15 protein-coding genes are annotated in these 16,828 nt (G+C 69.3%); 11 read left to right on the forward strand and 4 right to left on the reverse strand.

Features of this window, described 5'->3' with window-relative positions; genetic code table 11:
- Positions 1-125 precede the first annotated feature (125 nt).
- Positions 126-1,079 (forward strand): tryptophan--tRNA ligase, encoded by a 954-nt coding sequence (gene trpS / locus G5C66_RS20490; RefSeq protein ID WP_165112782.1) that lies wholly within the window; start codon positions 126-128, stop codon positions 1,077-1,079.
- A 100-nt stretch (positions 1,080-1,179) separates the two neighbouring features.
- Here trpS and G5C66_RS20495 read toward each other — a convergent pair whose 3' ends face one another.
- The 3 genes from G5C66_RS20495 to G5C66_RS20505 all read right to left on the reverse strand — a co-directional run bounded on the left by G5C66_RS20495 (position 1,180) and on the right by G5C66_RS20505 (position 5,657).
- The gene (locus G5C66_RS20495; protein WP_165112783.1) at positions 1,180-2,631 is read right to left on the reverse strand and encodes an MFS transporter; all 1,452 of its coding nucleotides are present in this window, start codon (positions 2,629-2,631) and stop codon (positions 1,180-1,182) included.
- 189 nt (positions 2,632-2,820) lie between these two features.
- On the reverse strand, positions 2,821-4,278 hold the full coding sequence (locus G5C66_RS20500; protein WP_165112784.1) for an alkaline phosphatase PhoX: 1,458 nt from the start codon (positions 4,276-4,278) through the stop codon (positions 2,821-2,823).
- A gap of 428 nt (positions 4,279-4,706) precedes the next feature.
- Complete coding sequence (locus G5C66_RS20505; protein WP_165112785.1) at positions 4,707-5,657, reverse strand: 5'-nucleotidase; 951 nt, start codon at positions 5,655-5,657, stop codon at positions 4,707-4,709.
- Between the two features lie 161 nt (positions 5,658-5,818).
- Between G5C66_RS20505 and G5C66_RS20510 the strand changes: the two genes are divergently transcribed.
- The 3 genes from G5C66_RS20510 to G5C66_RS20520 all read left to right on the forward strand — a co-directional run bounded on the left by G5C66_RS20510 (position 5,819) and on the right by G5C66_RS20520 (position 8,173).
- Positions 5,819-7,264 carry a glucose/sorbosone family PQQ-dependent dehydrogenase gene (locus tag G5C66_RS20510; RefSeq protein WP_206444371.1) on the forward strand — a complete coding sequence of 482 codons (1,446 nt, stop codon included), beginning with the start codon at positions 5,819-5,821 and terminating at the stop codon, positions 7,262-7,264.
- Positions 7,265-7,373: 109 nt separating this feature from the next.
- On the forward strand, positions 7,374-7,802 hold the full coding sequence (locus G5C66_RS20515; RefSeq protein WP_241248716.1) for a low affinity iron permease family protein: 429 nt from the start codon (positions 7,374-7,376) through the stop codon (positions 7,800-7,802).
- Entirely contained in the window at positions 7,799-8,173 is a 375-nt protein-coding gene (locus tag G5C66_RS20520; RefSeq protein ID WP_165112786.1) for a low affinity iron permease family protein, read from the forward strand. Before G5C66_RS20515 ends, G5C66_RS20520 begins: the two co-directional genes overlap by 4 nt.
- A 10-nt stretch (positions 8,174-8,183) precedes the next feature.
- Here the strand turns inward: G5C66_RS20520 and G5C66_RS20525 are convergent, their stop codons facing one another.
- A complete protein-coding gene (locus tag G5C66_RS20525) occupies positions 8,184-8,657 on the reverse strand; it encodes a PNPOx family protein (RefSeq protein ID WP_165112787.1) in 474 nt (157 codons plus the stop codon).
- A 121-nt stretch (positions 8,658-8,778) separates the two neighbouring features.
- On the opposite strand from G5C66_RS20525, the gene G5C66_RS20530 reads away from it, so the two are divergent.
- The 7 genes from G5C66_RS20530 (at position 8,779) to acs (ending at position 16,818) form a co-directional block, all read left to right on the forward strand.
- Positions 8,779-9,882, forward strand: a complete 1,104-nt coding sequence (locus tag G5C66_RS20530) for a sensor histidine kinase (protein ID WP_165112788.1) — start codon at positions 8,779-8,781, stop codon at positions 9,880-9,882.
- The gene (locus G5C66_RS20535; protein ID WP_165112789.1) at positions 9,879-10,652 is read left to right on the forward strand and encodes a LytR/AlgR family response regulator transcription factor; all 774 of its coding nucleotides are present in this window, start codon (positions 9,879-9,881) and stop codon (positions 10,650-10,652) included. Before G5C66_RS20530 ends, G5C66_RS20535 begins: the two co-directional genes overlap by 4 nt.
- A gap of 9 nt (positions 10,653-10,661) precedes the next feature.
- Positions 10,662-11,045 carry a DUF485 domain-containing protein gene (locus G5C66_RS20540; protein WP_165112790.1) on the forward strand — a complete coding sequence of 128 codons (384 nt, stop codon included), beginning with the start codon at positions 10,662-10,664 and terminating at the stop codon, positions 11,043-11,045.
- Positions 11,042-12,577, forward strand: coding sequence for a sodium/solute symporter (locus G5C66_RS20545; RefSeq protein ID WP_165112791.1), 1,536 nt, complete (start codon positions 11,042-11,044; stop codon positions 12,575-12,577). Before G5C66_RS20540 ends, G5C66_RS20545 begins: the two co-directional genes overlap by 4 nt.
- Before the next feature lie 186 nt (positions 12,578-12,763).
- A complete protein-coding gene (locus G5C66_RS20550) occupies positions 12,764-13,114 on the forward strand; it encodes a DUF485 domain-containing protein (protein ID WP_165112792.1) in 351 nt (116 codons plus the stop codon).
- Position 13,115: 1 nt separating this feature from the next.
- Entirely contained in the window at positions 13,116-14,747 is a 1,632-nt protein-coding gene (locus G5C66_RS20555) for a solute symporter family protein (protein WP_165112793.1), read from the forward strand.
- Between the two features lie 112 nt (positions 14,748-14,859).
- Positions 14,860-16,818, forward strand: a complete 1,959-nt coding sequence (acs, locus tag G5C66_RS20560; RefSeq protein ID WP_165112794.1) for an acetate--CoA ligase — start codon at positions 14,860-14,862, stop codon at positions 16,816-16,818.
- The last annotated feature ends 10 nt before the right edge of the window (positions 16,819-16,828 follow it).

Here is a 16,828-nt window from a genome sequence, read left to right on the forward strand (position 1 = left end):
GTGGTGGCCCGCCTCCTAGGCGGTCCATCCGATTGTTGAGCACTCACATCAGGCCGCCTGCGGGCGGCCTCCTTCGTTTGTGAACGTCGCTGACCCGTGGGCCTTCTTCACACGAAAGGTTCACCATGACCAAGCGACTCTCCCTCATCACACCCTCCGGCCGGCTCACCCTCGGCAACCTGCTCGGCGCGCTGCGGCCGATGGGGGCAACGGCCGGCTCCTCGGCCTTCTACGGGCTCTCCGACCTGCACGCGCTGACGCTGCCGCACGAACCGTCGGTGCTGCGTACGCGGACGGAGGAGATGGCTCTCCTCCTGATGGCCTCCGGGCTCGAACCGGCCACCTTGTTCATCCAGTCCCACGTCCCTGCGCACCGGTCGCTCAGCTATCTGCTCGAGTGCGTGGCGCACACCGGCGAGCTGGGGCGGATGATCCAGTTCAAGGAGAAGTCACGCCGCGTCGGGGCGTCGGTACGCGCCTCGCTGTTCACCTATCCGGTGCTCATGGCGGCCGACATCCTGCTCTACGGTGCGGCTGAAGTGCCGGTCGGCGACGACCAGCGGCAGCACGTCGAGCTCGCCCGCGACATCGCGATCCGGTTCAACACGACGTACGGCAAGGTCTTCACGGTTCCCCAGGCCGTGCATCCTGCTGCCGGAGCCCGGATCATGGATCTGGCCGAGCCGACGCGCAAGATGTCGAAGTCGGCCGGCGACACGCACCCCGGCTCGATCTTCCTGCTCGACGATGCCGACGTCGTACGTCGCAAGGTGGCTCGCGCGGTCACCGACTCGGCCGGGGACGTCTCCCGGGATCCGGAGCGGCCGGGGGTGACCAACCTGATCGACATCCTCGAGGCCTGCGGCGGGTCTGCGGCCGGGCTCTCGGGCTACGGCGCGCTGAAGTCGGCGGTCACCGACGCCGTCGTCAGCGAGCTCGAGCCGATCCAGAAGCGCTACCGCGAGCTCGCCGCCGACCGGGCGTACGTGACGGAGGTCTATGCCGCGGGAGCCGCACGGTGCCGGGAGGTGACCGCTCCAGTCCTGGCCGCGGCGGAGGCGGCGATCGGGCTGGCCTGAGGGCGGCTGGCCCCGCTGTAACACGTCGTTCGTAGGACTACCCGCCCTGTCTGAACGGGCGAGAAGTCCTACGAACGACGTGTTACAGCGGGCGCGGCGCTCAGATCCGTACGTCGGCGAGCTCGCGCACCCGCTCGCCCTGCGGACGCAGGTAGACGGTGAAGGTGACCAGGGCGCAGATGGCGTAGAAGACCGTGAACGCGATGAAGGCCGACTTGGTGGCATCGAGGGGGTTGTCGACCCATGGGCTGTTGAAGGCGATCGGGATGAGGAAGCCGCCGACCGCGCCGACGGCGCCGATGATGCCGACCGCGGCGGAGGACTTCTTGGTCGCACCGACCAGCGCGGCCTCCCGCTCGACCGTACCCGGCGTGGTGGCGAGCTCGGCCTCGCGGCGGAAGATCGCCGGGATCATCTTGTACGTCGACCCGTTGCCGATGCCGGTCGAGGCGAAGACGAGCATGAAGAAGCCCAGGAAGACCGGGAACCACGACTGGTTCTGGGTTGCGATGGTCGGGTCGGCGGACGGGTTCGGGGTGAGCTGCATCAGCGTCCACAGCACACCGAGGGTGAACACGACCATGCCGGTGAAGGCGCCGAGGGTGACCTTCGCGCCGCCCCAGCGGTCGGCGAGCCAGCCGCCGAACGGCCGGGTCGCGGAGCCGACGAGCGCGCCGAGGAACGCGAAGTAGGCGAAGTAGATGCCGGTGCCGAGCGGCGCCGGCTCGGGCACCCAGAAGTTGAGCTTGATCAGCAGCGGCATCGCGGCGGAGTAGCCGATGAAGGAGCCGAAGGTGCCGATGTAGAGGAACGACATGATCCAGGTCTGCTTGGACTTCACGATCGAGAGCTGCTCACGCGCGGACGACTTCGCGGAGGTGATGTTGTCCATGAAGAAGAAGGCGGCGAGGATCGCGATCACGGCCAGGGCGGCGTACACGAACGCGGCCCGCTCCAGATGGATGCCGCCCTCGGACGCCTTGACCAGGCCGAAGATGCCCGCACCGCCGACGATGACCGGCAGCAGGAACTGGATGAGCGCGACGCCGAGGTTTCCGCCGGCGGCGTTGAGACCGAGCGCAGCCCCCTTCTTCGAGGCGGGGTAGAAGAAGTTGATGTTGGCCATCGACGAGGCGAAGTTGCCGCCGCCGAGGCCGGCGGTGGCGGCGATCAGGCAGAAGGCCCAGTAGGGGGTGGACGGCTGGGTTACGGCGTACGCGAAGCCGAGTGTCGGCACGAGCAGCAGCGCGGCCGACATCATCGTCCAGTTGCGGCCGCCGAACTTCGGCACCGCGAGGGTGTAGGGCACCCGCAGCAGCGACCCGACGAGGTTCGGGATCGCGATCAGGAAGAAGAGCTGGCTGGGGGTGAAGTCGAAGCCCTGGGCGACCAGGAAGGCCGAGGAGACCGACCAGATCAGCCAGACCGAGAAGCCGAGGTGCTCGGCGAAGATCGACCAGATCAGGTTGCGGCGGGCGGTCTTCGCCCCGGTCTCCTCCCAGAAGGTGGCGTCCTCGGGACGCCAGTCGTCGATCCAGTGGCGGCGGCTCATGATGGGCTCCTCAGATGCGGCAGTCGGCGAGATATCACCCACCATCGCCAGCCCAGGTTTCAACAGCCGCCAACCCTCGCGTGCGAGCCCGTCAACTTCCTCTCACGGCCTCACAGGACTCACAACCTCACGTCAGACCTGGACAGCGAGGCCGGAACGGGCGGCCCGAGCCGCCCGCCCCGTGAGCCCTCAGCCGAGGTAGCGCTCCCACGGACCGGTGATGGCCAGGGTGTAGCCGGGGTCCTGCATGTTGACGAAGAGCACCCGGCCGTCGGGCGAGAAGCAGGGGCCGCAGAACTCGGAGTCGTTCAGGTCGTTGCGTGCGATGGCGTACGCCGGGCCACCAGGGAACGCACCGAGCACGTGCGAGGCGCCGCTGCCGTCCTCGGCGAGCACCAGCGAGCCCCAGGGGGTGACCGTGACGTTGTCGGGGCCGTCGAAGGTGAGGTCCCCGTACTTCGGTGCCGGGGCATCGTCCTCGGACTGCGTCTGGTGCGGGAAGTACGTCACCAGCTGGATGGTCTCCGCCTCGTAGTCGTAGAACCAGACCATGCCGTCGTGCGGCGACGCGTCGGCGGGCATGTCACCCTCCTCCCACGCGTAGGAGTTGACCACGTAGACGCCCTCGTCGGTGCCCCACACACCCTCGAACTTGCGGCCGCGGGTGACCTCGCCGTCGGCGAACTGCTCCCGGCAGGGAGTCTCCTGGGCGTCACGCTCGGGGACCGTCTTCCACCTCACCGGGAAGGGCTGACCCATCTGCGCGGACGTCAGGTAGGCGACGTCCGGCAGGACCGAACCGTCGGGAAGGATGATCTGCATCGCGGCGAGCGTGCCCGCATCATCGGCCAGCGAGGTGAGCACGCCCGGACCGAGCCGTACGCCGGCCGGAGCGGTCCAGCGGTAGAAGAGCCCGTTGGGCTCGTCGGCGTCCTCCGACAGGTACACGCGGGTGCGGCTCTTGTCGATCGCCAGGGCCTCGTGGTCGTAGCGGCCGAACGCCTTGATCGGACGCGGGTCGGCCGAGCCGTCGGCCCAGACCTCGAAGACGTAGCCGTGGTCCTTCTCGTAGACGCCGGTGCTGCCGTCCTCGCCCTCCCACTCCTCGCCGGCGTCGTTGACGGTCTCCTCGCAGGTCAGCCAGGTCCCCCACGGCGTCGGGCCGCCGGCACAGTTGGTCGAGGTGCCGGAGATGGCGACGAACTCGCCGAAGTTGGCGCCGCCGGCGTCGGTGGTGATCACGGTGCAGCCGCCCGAGGGCGCACCCGGGTCGTAGACGGTGCCCTCGACGAGCGGGACCGGGATGCCCTCACCGGGCTCGATCTCGTGGTTCTGGATCAGCGTGTAGCGCCCTCGCTTGCCGCCGAGCACCATCATCCCATCGTGGTTGGACGGCGTCTTCTCCCCCGACTCAAGGGTGGTCTCGCCGGCGGAGGTGACGATGGCGTACGTGAATCCCTCGGCGAGCGCCAGGATCCCCTTGGGGTCGTCGACGAGCGGCGGGAACGGCTCGCGGGCACGCTTGCGGCCAGGGGCGCCGGGTCGCCCGGGCTTCGCCTCGGCAAGAGCGGGAACGGCACCGGCGACGGCCAGGCCGACCCCGGCCGCGGCTCCTCCGGTGAGCAGGGAGCGTCGAGTTGCGGACATGGGTTGGAACTCCTCAGAGTTTCGTAGGGGAACCCGTGACAGGTCTCGACCCTCTACCCAAGCCATGCCGCGACACCGGCACGTCCGCCCGAGGTGAACCTCAGGCGACAGCACTGTGAAACGTACGCCAGTGGAGGCTCAGGCCGCTCCGAACAGGCCTGACAGCCCGACGTTGCGGACGCCGCCAGGACGACCGCTCTCCCACGCGTACCCACACCTGCAGCACATCAGCCGCCGGCGGCCCCCCGCCGAACGCGCGAGAACCCGGATCTCCTCGTCTTCGGTGCACTTGGCACACATAGCCGAAGTCATCGAGTGAACACCTCGCACTTCTTACATGAACAGAGTCTGTACAACTCTCCCCAGGGTGACACAGGGACGGGCCTGTCCCCCAGTTGAGAACGTCCTGTAGCCGAACTGTGAAGGCGCTATTGACCAGGTGGAACGTCCTCTGAGTTGGCCACCCCGTAGGGGATGTGGACGCCGGCGATCGACTCGAGCGCCTCGTCCAGATGGGTCGTCTGGTCGTCGAAGAAGATCAGCGGGCGGAGCACCCGGAGCACGCGTACCTTCTCCACGCCTCCCAGGAAGAAGGCCTCGTTGACGTAGACGTCCCAGGACTGCAGCGACCGGATCGCCCGCTCGTGGGCCGGGGCGCCGCGGGCGGTGACCAGCGCGATCCGCAGCCGCGGCTCGTAGCTCGGGTCCTCCAGGCGGCGCTGCTCCTCGATCTGCTGGATCCGGTTGAGGTCGCGCAGCAGCGGCTGCAGCGGGCCGGGCTCGAGCGGCTCCGCCTTCCGGCTCGCCTCGTAGTCCCGGTATCTCTCGATGCCCTCCTCGCGGAAGACACGTTCGGAACCGTCGTCGGCGAGCACGCCGTCGAAGTCGAAGGCGACGACGACGGAGCGGTCGGAGTCGTCGTACGTCGCCGCCGACGGCAGCACGTGACCGGCCGGGAAGCCCTCGCGGTTGGCCGCGATGACGTCGTCCCGATTGCCGCTGAGGAACAGCGACATGTCGAGCGCACCGATGTAGCGGTGGGGCGAGCGGCCCTGGGTGAAGACGGCGCGGGTCATCGGCAGGCCGTGGTGCTCGATCGAGCGCATCACTCGCAGCCCGGTGTTGGGGTCGTTCCGCGAGACCACGATGACCTCGACGAGACCGTCGTCGGCGTCGTCGGCCAGGTCGTTGAGGCTCAGCAGCCGCTTGATGAACGGGAACGCGACGCCGGGCCGAAGCGGGTCGTCGATGCGTTCGTCCTGGTAGCGGCGGTAGGCCTCCTCGCCGTGCTCGCGGAAGTAGGCATCCGACTCGGTCAGGTCGAAGAGCGCGCTCGACGCGATCCCCACGACCAGCCGCCCACTCAGCTCGTATCCCACGCTCCGCAACCTACCGGTCGGGACCGGCACAGGGTCGTTGCCAGATCAACTCAGGTCCGCCATAGTTCGCGCCAGCGTCCTCGTGGCACCGGCCACTTCTCTCGGGGAGGCCGCTTCTCCATTTCCAAGATCCCCCTTCCCCTGGAGGAGAAGTACGTCTCATGAGCATCACACGAAGCCTGAGTCTCGCCGCCGGAACCGCGGCCCTGGCAGCCTTGACCGCCACCACCGTCGCCGCCGTCCCCGCCACCGCGGCGACCGGTGCCGACGCGGGCCTGGGCGCGCCGAGCGTGGTCGCCGATGGTCTCAACAACCCCTACTCGCTCGCCTGGGGCGCCCACGGCAAGCTCTGGCTCACCGAGAAGAGCGGCCGGTCGGTCCTCAGCGTGGACCCCGCCACCGGCGCGAAGAGCACCTTGCTGGACCTCTCCACCCAGGCCGTCTCCAGCGGCCAGGACGGAGTGCTCGGTCTGGCCGTGGAGCCGTCGGTCACCAGCAACAGCCGCGGCTACGCGTACGTCTCCTACACCTACGACTCCGGCCAGGCCGAGGAGTCCACGGGTGAGACCCGGCGCACCAAGATCGTCCGCTACAGCTACGACGACGCGACGAAGAAGCTGGTCCGTCCGACCACGATCATCTCCGGGCTTCCGGGCAGCATCGACCACCAGGCCGGCCGGCTGCTGATCGGTCCCGACGGGAAGCTCTACTACTCGATCGGCGACCAGGGCACCAACCAGTACTCCCTCGCCTGCCGTCAGAACCAGGCCCAGACCCTGCCCACCGCGGCCGAGGTCGCCGCGAAGGACTGGTTCGCCTACCAGGGCAAGACCCTGCGCCTGAACCGCGACGGCTCCATCCCGGTCGACAACCCGACGATCGACGGCGTACGCAGCCACATCTGGACCTACGGGCACCGCAACCCGCAGGGCTTCGCCTTCACCGCCTCCGGCAAGCTCCTCGAGGCCGAGCACGGCCCGAAGACCGACGACGAGCTCAACGTGCTCCGGCCCGGCGGCAACTACGGCTGGCCCAACGTCGCCGGCTACCAGGACGACCAGTCGGCGTACGTCTACGGCGACTGGAGCGCCTCCTCGCCCACGCCCTGCGCCGAGCTGACGCACTCGGACTTCGAGATCCACGAGGACGTACCGACGTGGAAGGAGTCGGAGTTCACCGAGCGCTTCCACGAGCCGCTGGACACCTTCGGGACCTCGGTCACCTGGGACCACGACTTCACCGGCGCCCCGTGCGACGCGTCGGGTCTCTACTACATCTGCTACCCGACCATCGCGCCCTCGAGCCTGACCTACTACAAGCCGGCCGTCGGCCGGGCGATGCCGGGCTGGGAGAACTCGGTGATCATGACCAGCCTCAAGGACGGCACGATCTACCGCCTCGCCCTGAACACGATCGAGACCGACGTGGTCGCGGTCGAGCCGCTCTACACCGACCAGGACCGGTTCCGCGCCACCATCGTCAGTCCCGACGGGAAGACGGTCTACGCGATCACCGACACCGCCGGCCTCGTACGCGGCGAGGGCGACGCCCCGACCACCGACCTGACCCACCCGGGATCGCTGCTCGCCTTCCCGGTCACCAACTGAGGTAGGCCTCTCCCCGGGCCGGGTCGCCAGCAGGCTGCCCGGCCCGTTGTGGTCATGGGCATGACGAGACGTGAATCGGGGTACTGAACAGGTGGCCTAGGAGGTCGTTATGTCGACGAGTGAGCGAGAGCAGCACCGGCACGACGAGAAGACGATGCCATCGGAGGTCGGGAACCATCTCGGCGTCTTCGACCGGTTCGCCACCCAGGCGAGCAACTTCGTGTCGCGAGCGTGGTTCTTCGTGCTGTGCGTGCTGCTGGTGGTGATCTGGGCGCCGTCCGTGCTCGTGCTGCCCGACATCGACACCTGGCAGCTGATCATCAACACGGTCACCACGATCGTGACGTTCCTGCTGGTGGCTCTCCTGCAGAACACCCAGAAGCGTGCCGACGACGCCGTCCAGCACAAGCTCAACGCCATCGCCGAAGGGCTCTCCGCCATGATGGACCGGCTCGCCCGCGACCATCCCGAGCTGCGTGACGACCGCGACGAGCTGCGGCAAGCGGTGGGCCTGGAGGAACGGGAAAGCGCGGAATGACCCGCCCCGAGCCGGAGAAGCCCCACTACGTACGCGACCAGTTCTCAGCCGCTGCGCACGCGCTCGCCGGGATAGCCGGGTCGGCCTGGGCCAGCGGGATCAGCATGCTGGCCGTCGCGACGCTGCTCATCAGCGGCCTGGTCACCGGCTTCCCGACCGCGTGGCACAGCCTCGTCTATGCGACCGGCTCCATCGTCAGCCTGCTGGTGCTCTTCAGCATCCAGCACATGACCAACCGTCAGACCAAGGCCATCCTGCTCAAGCTCGATGAGCTGGTCGAGAGCGTCGACGGTGCGGACAACGACGTCATCGCCATGGAGGAGCGCGACCTGGCGGACCAGGAGCACATCCGCCGCCGGCACCAGCGGTAGCCGGTGAGGGTCAGTCGACCTTGGTGACGCGGAGGAACTCCTGGACGTCGAAGACGGCGCGGAAGACGCCGGCGGCCTTGGGAAGCAGGGGCGCGACCTCGGCGTAGGGGACGATGCGCGGGTCGGTGACGCGGTGCTCGATGCCGTCGTGGACGATCGTGGCCGAGTTGGCGGCCAGGACGTTCTGGGCCCAGTCGACCTTCGAGGTGTAGGGCAGGTTGATGACGAAGCCGTCGGGGGTCGGGAACGGCGTGATCGGGGTGGCGTACTGCCGTCCGCTCGCGCGGCCGACGTGGAGGACGACGCCGTTGGTGGCGCCTCGCGTGCCGGCGGTCTTCAGCGCTTCGGAGGAGAACCGCTTCGAGAAGGCCCGGACGCGGTCCTGCAGCCAGGGCGACTTGTTGCGCATGCCGATCACGAAGGCGGCGCCCGCGCCCACGGTGCCGGCGGCCAGGAGACCCGGGATCACTCGACTCAGTCGCATGCGCCAAACCTACCTCGCGGCCCCGCAGCGACCCTGGTGACAGATAACGTGGGCGCGGTCACACTGGACGTCATCTCGACAAGCTCGATACACCGCCCGGCACGGAGAGGAAGGAGCACGGATGCGGCGCTGGAAGCGTACCCATCTGGGCACAGAGGCCGATCGGGCGACCTTCCGCACCCTCCACAACGCATCGCTGGCGAGCCCCGCGCTGCGTGGCGGCCTGACCGTCGACAGCGCCGAGCGCGCGGCCCCGCACCTGCAGGCGCTCCTGGCCGCGCCCGCGCTGGCGATCACCGACACCGACGGCCTGCTCGCCTGGGAGGGCATCGGCACCCACCACCAGGAGCACGTGACCAAGCTGGCCGAGGGCACGCTCGAGCGCGGTGCCACCCGGTTCTACGACCGGGTCGACCTGGAGTGCGGCCAGGCGGGCTGCCCGCTCCACTCCGCCGTGGTCAGCCCGCTGGTGGTCGACGACCACCTGGTCGGCACGCTGCAGGCCTACGCCCCGGACACCTCGGCGATGATGGTCCGCGCCACCGACGAGGTGGCCACCTGGGTCTCCGGGCAGCTCGAGCTCGCCGAGCTCGACGCGTCACGGCGCCGCCTGATGGAGGCGGAGGTCCGCGCGCTGCGCGCTCAGATCAGCCCCCACTTCATCTACAACTCGCTGGGGGCGATCGCCAGCTTCGTACGCACGGACCCGGAGCGAGCGCGGGAGCTGCTCCTCGAGTTCGCGGACTTCACCCGCTACTCGTTCCGCACCCACGGTGAATACACGACGTTGTCCGAGGAGCTCCGTTCCGTGGAGCGCTACCTGCTGCTGGAGCAGGCGCGGTTCGGCGAGCGGCTCTCGGTCAGGCTCTCGGTGGCGCCCGAGGTGCTGCCGATCGCGGTCCCGTTCCTGTGCCTGCAGCCGCTGGTCGAGAACGCCGTACGCCACGGGCTGGCCGACGCGCAGACCGGCCACATCTCGATCCGGGCCGCCGACAGCGGCACCGAGTGCGTGATCGAGGTCGAGGACGACGGCGCCGGCGAGGACCCGGAGAAGGTGCGCAACGCGCTGGCCGGCGGCGCCGACTCCGTCGGGCTCGGCAACGTCGACGCCCGCCTCCGCAACGCCTACGGCGACGACTACGGCCTGGTGGTCGAGACCGCCCGCGGCGCCGGCACGAAGGTCATCCTCAGAATCCCGAAGTTCGCCCCAGGAGTGCACCCATGAACGGCCGTACGACGCAGGCCTTCGCCGCCAGACAGGGAGCGCCGGGGGGCCGGCTGCGGATCCTGGTCGTCGACGACGAGCCGCCCGCCGCCGACGAGCTCTCCTACCTGCTCACCCAGGACTCCCGGGTGGCGGAGGTGCGCACGTGTCTCAACGCGACCGACGGGCTGCAGCAGCTGCAGGGGTCGGGCGTCGACGCGGTGTTCCTGGACATCCAGATGCCGGGCCTGAACGGGCTCGAGCTGGCCCGGCTGCTGGCGCGCTTCAAGACGCCGCCGGCGGTCGTGTTCGTGACCGCTCACGAGGAGCACGCACTGGAGGCGTTCGACCTGCGCGCGGTCGACTACGTGCTCAAGCCGGTCCGCGCCGAGCGGCTGGCCGAGACCGTCACCCGGCTGATGGGCAACATGCCGGAGGAGGAACCGAGCGGCGACGTACAGATCCCGGTCGAGCTCGGCGGCGTCACCCGCTTCGTGTGGCGCTCCCAGATCACCCACGTCGAGGCGCAGGGCGACTACGCCCGGCTGCACACAGCCGACGCCTCCCACCTGGTGCGGGTCCCACTGACCCAGCTGGAGCAGGAGTGGGCCTCCGCCCGGTTCGTACGCATCCACCGCTCCCTCCTCGTCAACCTCGCCCACGTGACCGAGCTGCGGTCGGAGGCCGGGCGCTGCTCGGTCGTCGTCGGCGGTGCGTCCCGGGGGACCGAGCTGCAGGTCAGCCGCCGCCACACTCGTCGGCTCAAGGACCTGCTGGCCCGACGCTCATGACCCGATCTGATGACTGAACCCCAGCGCGTACGCGTCACCGGACCGCCCCGGCGTCGCCCGGCCGTCCGCCGGGTCGACGTCGGCGAAGACACCCGCCTCGGCGAGGTCTACCTCGGCTCGCTGATGCGCGCCCAGCTCTCGATCGCCGTACGCACCCTGGCCGTGCTCTTCCTCGGCGTCGGGTCACTCCCGCTGCTGTTCTGGCTGGCACCGGGACTGGTCCACACCGCGCCGTTCGGCGTCCCGCTCCCCTGGCTGCTCCTCGGGGTGCTGGTCTACCCGTTCCTGTTCCTCCTCGGCCGCTGGTACCTGCGCGGCGCGGAGCGCAACGAGGCCAGCTACGCCGACCTGCTCAGCACCGATCCTTCGGGCTCCGACGACGAGACGCCATGACCTTCGACTCCGCTCCGGCGATCGTCGCGGTCACCCTGGTCACCCTGGCGACGCTGACCATCGGCACCTGGGGGCTCCGCTTCAGCCGGACCACCAGCGACTTCTACGTCGCCTCGCGGTCGGTGCGGCCGGGCCTCAATGCGAGCGCGATCGGCGGGGAGTACCTCTCCGCCGCGTCCTTCCTCGGTGTCGCCGGGCTGGTGTTCACCTCCGGCGCGGAGATGCTCTGGTACCCGATCGGCTGGACCGCCGGCTACCTCGTGCTGCTGACCCTGGTCGCGGCGCCTCTGCGCAGGTCAGGGGCCTACACGCTGCCCGACTTCGCCGAGGAACGGCTGGCCTCACGTGGGGTGCGCAGGCTTTGCTCGTTGCTGGTCGTGACGATCGGCTGGCTCTATCTGCTGCCGCAGTTGCAGGGCGCCGGCCTGACGCTGGAGCTGGTGGCGGGCGCTCCCCGCTGGGTCGGACCGGTGCTGGTCGGGACAGTGGTGCTGGTCAGCGTCTTCTCCGGCGGGATGCGCTCGATCACCTTCGTCCAGGCCTTCCAGTACTGGCTCAAGCTGACCGCCCTGCTGGTGCCCGTCGGGGTGCTGGTCGCGGTCTGGGGCAGCGACGGCGCTCCCCGCGCCACCGACCTCAGCCAGACCTGGTCGATGCCGATGGGCACCGACGGCTCCGCCGGCCTCTACGCCACCTACTCGCTGATCGCGGCGACCTTCCTCGGCACCATGGGCCTGCCGCACGTCGGTGTCCGCTTCTACACCAACCCCGACGGCCGCGCCGCCCGCCGCACCACCCTGGTCGTACTGGCGCTCCTCGGCGTCTTCTACCTGCTGCCGCCGATCCTCGGGTTGCTGGGAAGGGTGTACGCAGCCACCCCGACCTCCGCCGACACCCTGGTGCTCGAGCTGCCGCGCCTGATGGTCCCCGGCTGGGCGGGCGACGCCCTCACCGGGCTGGTGTGCGCCGGCGCCTTCGCGGCCTTCCTGTCGACATCCTCGGGCCTGGCGATCGCCGTCTCCGGTGTGCTCTCCCAGGACGTCGTGGTGCCGCTGCTGCGCCGCCGGGGCAGCCGGTTCGGCGGCGTCGCCGCCTTCCGGATCGCCTCTCTGGTCGCCGTCCTGGTTCCCGTCGCGGGTGCCCTGCTGACCCCCAGCGTCGGCGTCGCCCGCGGCGTCGCCCTCGCCTTCGCCCTCGCCGCCGCCACCTTCTGCCCGCTCCTCCTGCTCGGCATCTGGTGGCGCCGCCTGACCGCCTACGGCGCCGCCGCCGGGCTGGTCACCGGCCTCGTCACCACCGGGACGGCCGTGGTGTTCACGATCAGCGGGTCGCGTACGGACACCTGGGCGGACGTGGCGCTCAGCCAGCCGGCGCTCTGGGCCGTCCCGCTCTCCTTCGCGGTGATGATCGTCGTCAGCCTCGCCACCGCGGCCCACGTACCGGCCCACACCACCCGGCTGCTCGTCCGCCTCCACACCCCCGAGCCGACGGTCGAGCCGGCCGGGCCGGTCGTCGCCCTGCAGCAGCGCTGACCAACCCGCGGCACCAGCCACTCGACGTACGAAATCGACCGCTCGTCGCGTGACCGCGCCGCCCACCGAGGGACGGCGCGTTACCCCGCGACGACCGGGGCGAGTGACCCCTAATGTGACTGCGATCACACGTCGTCCGTCCTTCACCCCCACGATGGACGGCCTCGTCAACGAAAGGGTTAGACCGTGAGCGCTGAAGCACACGACCAAGCCCACCGGCACGACCCGGTCTACGACAGCCTGCACGCCACGGCGGAGTTTCGCGCTCTGCGGTCGGCGTACCGGAAGTTCGTCTTCCCGGCAACGGTGGCATTCCTCGCTTGGTACCTCCTCTACGTCGTCTGCTCCAACTGGGCGGAGGGCTTCATGAACGCCAAGCTGGTCGGCAACATCAACGTCGCGCTGGTCTTCGGACTCCTGCAGTTCGCGACCACGTTCGGCATCGCGTACTTCTACGCCAACTACTCCAACAAGCACCTCGACCCGCTGGCTCGGAAGCTCGACGAGGAATACGAGACGCGGAAGCGGGAGGCCTGACATGGACGGTAGCCAGATCCTCACCACGGTCCTCTTCCTCGCGGTCGTAGCAGTCACGATCGGCATCACCTTCTGGGCGAGCCGGCAGACGAAGTCCGCGGCCGACTACTACGCGGGCGGCCGGGGCTTCTCCGGTTTCCAGAACGGTCTCGCGATCGGCGGCGACTACATGTCGGCGGCGTCGTTCCTCGGTATCTCCGGAGCCATCGCGCTCTCGGGCTACGACGGGTTCCTCTACTCGATCGGCTTCCTCGTCGCCTGGCTCGTGGCGCTGCTGCTGGTCGCCGAGGTGCTGCGCAACTCCGGCCGCTACACGATGGCCGACCAGCTGGCGTACCGGATGAAGCAGCGTCCGGTGCGGATGGCGGCCGCGACCTCCACCGTCGTCGTGTCGATCTTCTACCTGCTGGCCCAGATGGTCGGCGCGGGCGCCCTGGTGGCCCTGCTGCTCGGTGTCGAGGACCAGGCGGTCAAGAACATCGTGATCCTGCTGGTCGGCGCGCTGATGATCTTCTACGTCACCGTCGGCGGGATGAAGGGCACCACCTGGGTCCAGATCGTCAAGGCCGTCCTGCTGATGACCGGCTCCGCGCTGATCGTGATCCTGGTGCTCGCCCAGTTCGGCTTCAACCTCTCCGAGCTGCTCGGCTCCGCCGCCGACGCCTCTGGCAAGGGCGACGCCTTCCTGCAGCCGGGTCTGAAGTACGGCCTGAGCTTCACCAGCGAGCTGGACTTCGTCTCGCTCGGCCTCGCCCTGGTGCTCGGTACCGCCGGTCTGCCGCACATCCTGATCCGCTTCTACACCGTCCCGACCTCGGCGGACGCTCGCAAGTCGGTGCTCTGGGCGATCGGCCTGATCGGCGTCTTCTACCTGTTCACCCTGGTCCTGGGCTTCGGTGCGGCCGCGCTGGTCGACCCGACCACCCTGGACAAGGCCGGCAACCTGGCGGCGCCCCTGCTCGCTCAGGAGGTCGGTGGCGGTGAGGGCTCCGTCGGCGGTGCCGTACTGCTGGCGCTGATCGCCGCTGTCGCCTTCGCCACGATCCTCGCCGTGGTCGCGGGGCTGACGCTGACCTCCTCGGTCTCCGTCGCCCACGACATCTACAACTCGGTGATCAAGCGTGGCAAGGCCACCGAGAAGGAGGAGCTGAAGGTCTCGCGCTGGGCCGCGGCGGGCATCGGTCTGGTCGCGATCCTGCTGGCCATCCCGGCGCAGTCGCTGAACATCGCGTTCCTGGTGGCGCTGGCCTTCGCGGTCGCCGCCTCGGCGAACCTGCCCGCGATCATCTACAACATGTTCTGGGCGCGGTTCAACACCCGCGGCGCGACCTGGTCGATCTACGGCGGCCTGATCTCCTGCGTCGGTCTGGTCTTCTTCTCGCCGGTCGTCTCCGGCAAGACGGCCGTGGACGCGGTGACCGGCGAGACGATCTCCGCCTCGCTGTTCCCGCTCGGCGTGGACTTCTCCTGGTTCCCGCTGGAGAACCCCGGCATCGTCTCCATCCCGCTCGGCTTCTTCCTGGGCTGGCTGGGCACGGTGACCTCGAAGGAGCCGGCGACCGCTGAGCGGTACGTCGAGCTCGAGGTCCGCGCCCTCACCGGGGCCGGTTCGGAGAAGGCGATCACGCACTGATCCCCGACGGCGGGCCGTCGTACATCTGCTGTTGTACGACGGCCCGCCATCATTCTTTCCCCCGCACTACCCTGTGGCTTGAGCCACACATTTTTCGTACGTAGGAGTCACTGTGACCGACGAGACCCTGTCCAACCTGCTGCACGAGAAGCGCCGGTTCGAGCCCCCTGCCGAGCTCGCCGCCGCAGCCAACGTCAAGGCCGACGCCTACGCCGCCGCCGAGGAGGACCGGGACGCGTTCTGGGCCGCCGCCGCGGAACGGCTCACCTGGGCCAAGCCCTTCGACCGCGTCCTCAACTGGGACAACCCGCCGTTCGCGAAGTGGTTCGAGGGCGGCGAGATCAACGTGGCGTACAACGCCGTCGACCGCCACGTGGAGGCCGGGCTCGGCGACCGGGTCGCGATCCACTGGGTCGGCGAGCCGGCCGACGACAAGCGCACCATCACCTACGCCGAGCTCAAGGACGAGGTCTCCCGGGCCGCGAACGCCTTCGAGTCGCTGGGCGTGTCGAAGGGCGACCGGGTCGCGATCTACATGCCGATGATCCCCGAGGCCGTCTTCGCGATGCTGGCCTGCGCACGGATCGGGGCGATCCACACCGTCATCTTCGGCGGCTTCTCCGCGGAGGCCCTGGCCGCGCGGATCACCGACTGCAACGCCAAGCTCGTGGTCACCTCCGACGGCGGCTACCGCCGCGGCGCGCCCTCGGCGCTCAAGCCGGCCGTCGACGAGGCGCTGGGCAAGATCGACGCCGGGATCGTGGAGAACGTCGTCGTGGTCCGACGCACCGGGCAGGACGTCGCGTGGAACGACTCCGTCGACACGTGGTGGTCCGACGTCGTCGACGGCGCGTCGACCGAGCACACCCCGGTGGCGCACGACGCCGAGCACCCGCTCTTCGTGATGTACACCTCCGGCACCACCGGGAAGCCGAAGGGCATCCTGCACACCACCGGCGGCTACCTCACCCAGGCGGCGTTCACCCACTGGGAGGTCTTCGACCTCAAGCCCGAGACCGACGTCTACTGGTGCACCGCCGACATCGGCTGGATCACCGGCCACTCCTACATCGTCTACGGACCGCTGGCCAACGGCGCGACCCAGGTGCTCTACGAAGGCACCCCGGACTTCCCGGAGAAGGGCCGCTGGTGGCAGATCATCGAGGAGTACGGCGTCACCATCTTCTACACGGCGCCGACCGCGATCCGGACGTTCATGAAGCAGGGGCGCGCCATCCCGGACGCCCGCGACCTGTCCTCGGTCCGCCTGCTCGGGTCGGTCGGTGAGCCGATCAACCCCGAGGCCTACATCTGGTACCGCGACGTCATCGGCGGCTCGAAGGTGCCGGTCGTCGACACCTGGTGGCAGACCGAGACCGGCGCGATCATGATCTCGCCGCTCCCCGGGGTGACGGCCGGGAAGCCGGGGTCGGCGATGAAGGCCCTGCCGGGTGTCGGCGCCGACGTCGTCGACGACAACGGCGTCTCCGTGCCGGACGGCGCCGGGGGCTACCTCGTGCTCACCCAGCCGTGGCCGTCGATGCTGCGTACGATCTGGGGCGACGACCAGCGCTACGTCGACACCTACTGGTCGCGCTTCAAGGACCAGGGCTACTACTTCGCCGGCGACGGTGCGAAGAAGGACGAGGACGGCGACGTCTGGGTCCTCGGCCGCGTCGACGACGTGATGAACGTGTCCGGCCACCGGCTCTCCACGACCGAGATCGAGTCGGCGCTGGTGTCGCACGAGTACGTCGCCGAGGCGGCGGTCGTCGGCGCGACCGATCCCGACACGGGGCAGGCCGTGGTGGCGTACGTGATCCTGCGCGACGGCGCGCCGACGGACTGCGAGAAGGAGCTCTCCGACCACGTCCGCAAGGAGATCGGCCCGATCGCCAAGCCGCGGCAGATCATGATCGTGCCCGAGCTGCCCAAGACCCGCTCGGGCAAGATCATGCGCCGGCTGCTGCGCGACCTCGCCGAGGGCCGCGGCGTCGGTGACACCACCACGCTCGCCGACCAGACGATCATGGACCTGATCGCCGCCGGGCAGGCGAAGTCGACCGAGTAGGACGAGCACG

Origin of the sequence: Nocardioides turkmenicus (genome assembly GCF_011045035.1) — a bacterium.
GTDB lineage: Bacteria > Actinomycetota > Actinomycetes > Propionibacteriales > Nocardioidaceae > Nocardioides > Nocardioides turkmenicus.

What these genes read in the sequence shown, in the direction of transcription:
- G5C66_RS20540 (WP_165112790.1), top strand. Translation starts at nt 10,662, where the DNA reads ATGACTGAACCCCAGCGCGTACGCGTCACCGGACCGCCCCGGCGTCGC.
- G5C66_RS20520 (WP_165112786.1), top strand. Translation starts at nt 7,799, where the DNA reads ATGACCCGCCCCGAGCCGGAGAAGCCCCACTACGTACGCGACCAGTTC.
- G5C66_RS20515 (WP_241248716.1), top strand. Translation starts at nt 7,374, where the DNA reads ATGTCGACGAGTGAGCGAGAGCAGCACCGGCACGACGAGAAGACGATG.
- G5C66_RS20495 (WP_165112783.1), bottom strand. Translation starts at nt 2,631, where the DNA reads ATGAGCCGCCGCCACTGGATCGACGACTGGCGTCCCGAGGACGCCACC.
- G5C66_RS20545 (WP_165112791.1), top strand. Translation starts at nt 11,042, where the DNA reads ATGACCTTCGACTCCGCTCCGGCGATCGTCGCGGTCACCCTGGTCACC.
- trpS (WP_165112782.1), top strand. Translation starts at nt 126, where the DNA reads ATGACCAAGCGACTCTCCCTCATCACACCCTCCGGCCGGCTCACCCTC.
- G5C66_RS20530 (WP_165112788.1), top strand. Translation starts at nt 8,779, where the DNA reads ATGCGGCGCTGGAAGCGTACCCATCTGGGCACAGAGGCCGATCGGGCG.
- G5C66_RS20510 (WP_206444371.1), top strand. Translation starts at nt 5,819, where the DNA reads ATGAGCATCACACGAAGCCTGAGTCTCGCCGCCGGAACCGCGGCCCTG.
- G5C66_RS20525 (WP_165112787.1), bottom strand. Translation starts at nt 8,657, where the DNA reads ATGCGACTGAGTCGAGTGATCCCGGGTCTCCTGGCCGCCGGCACCGTG.
- G5C66_RS20535 (WP_165112789.1), top strand. Translation starts at nt 9,879, where the DNA reads ATGAACGGCCGTACGACGCAGGCCTTCGCCGCCAGACAGGGAGCGCCG.
- G5C66_RS20500 (WP_165112784.1), bottom strand. Translation starts at nt 4,278, where the DNA reads ATGTCCGCAACTCGACGCTCCCTGCTCACCGGAGGAGCCGCGGCCGGG.
- G5C66_RS20555 (WP_165112793.1), top strand. Translation starts at nt 13,116, where the DNA reads ATGGACGGTAGCCAGATCCTCACCACGGTCCTCTTCCTCGCGGTCGTA.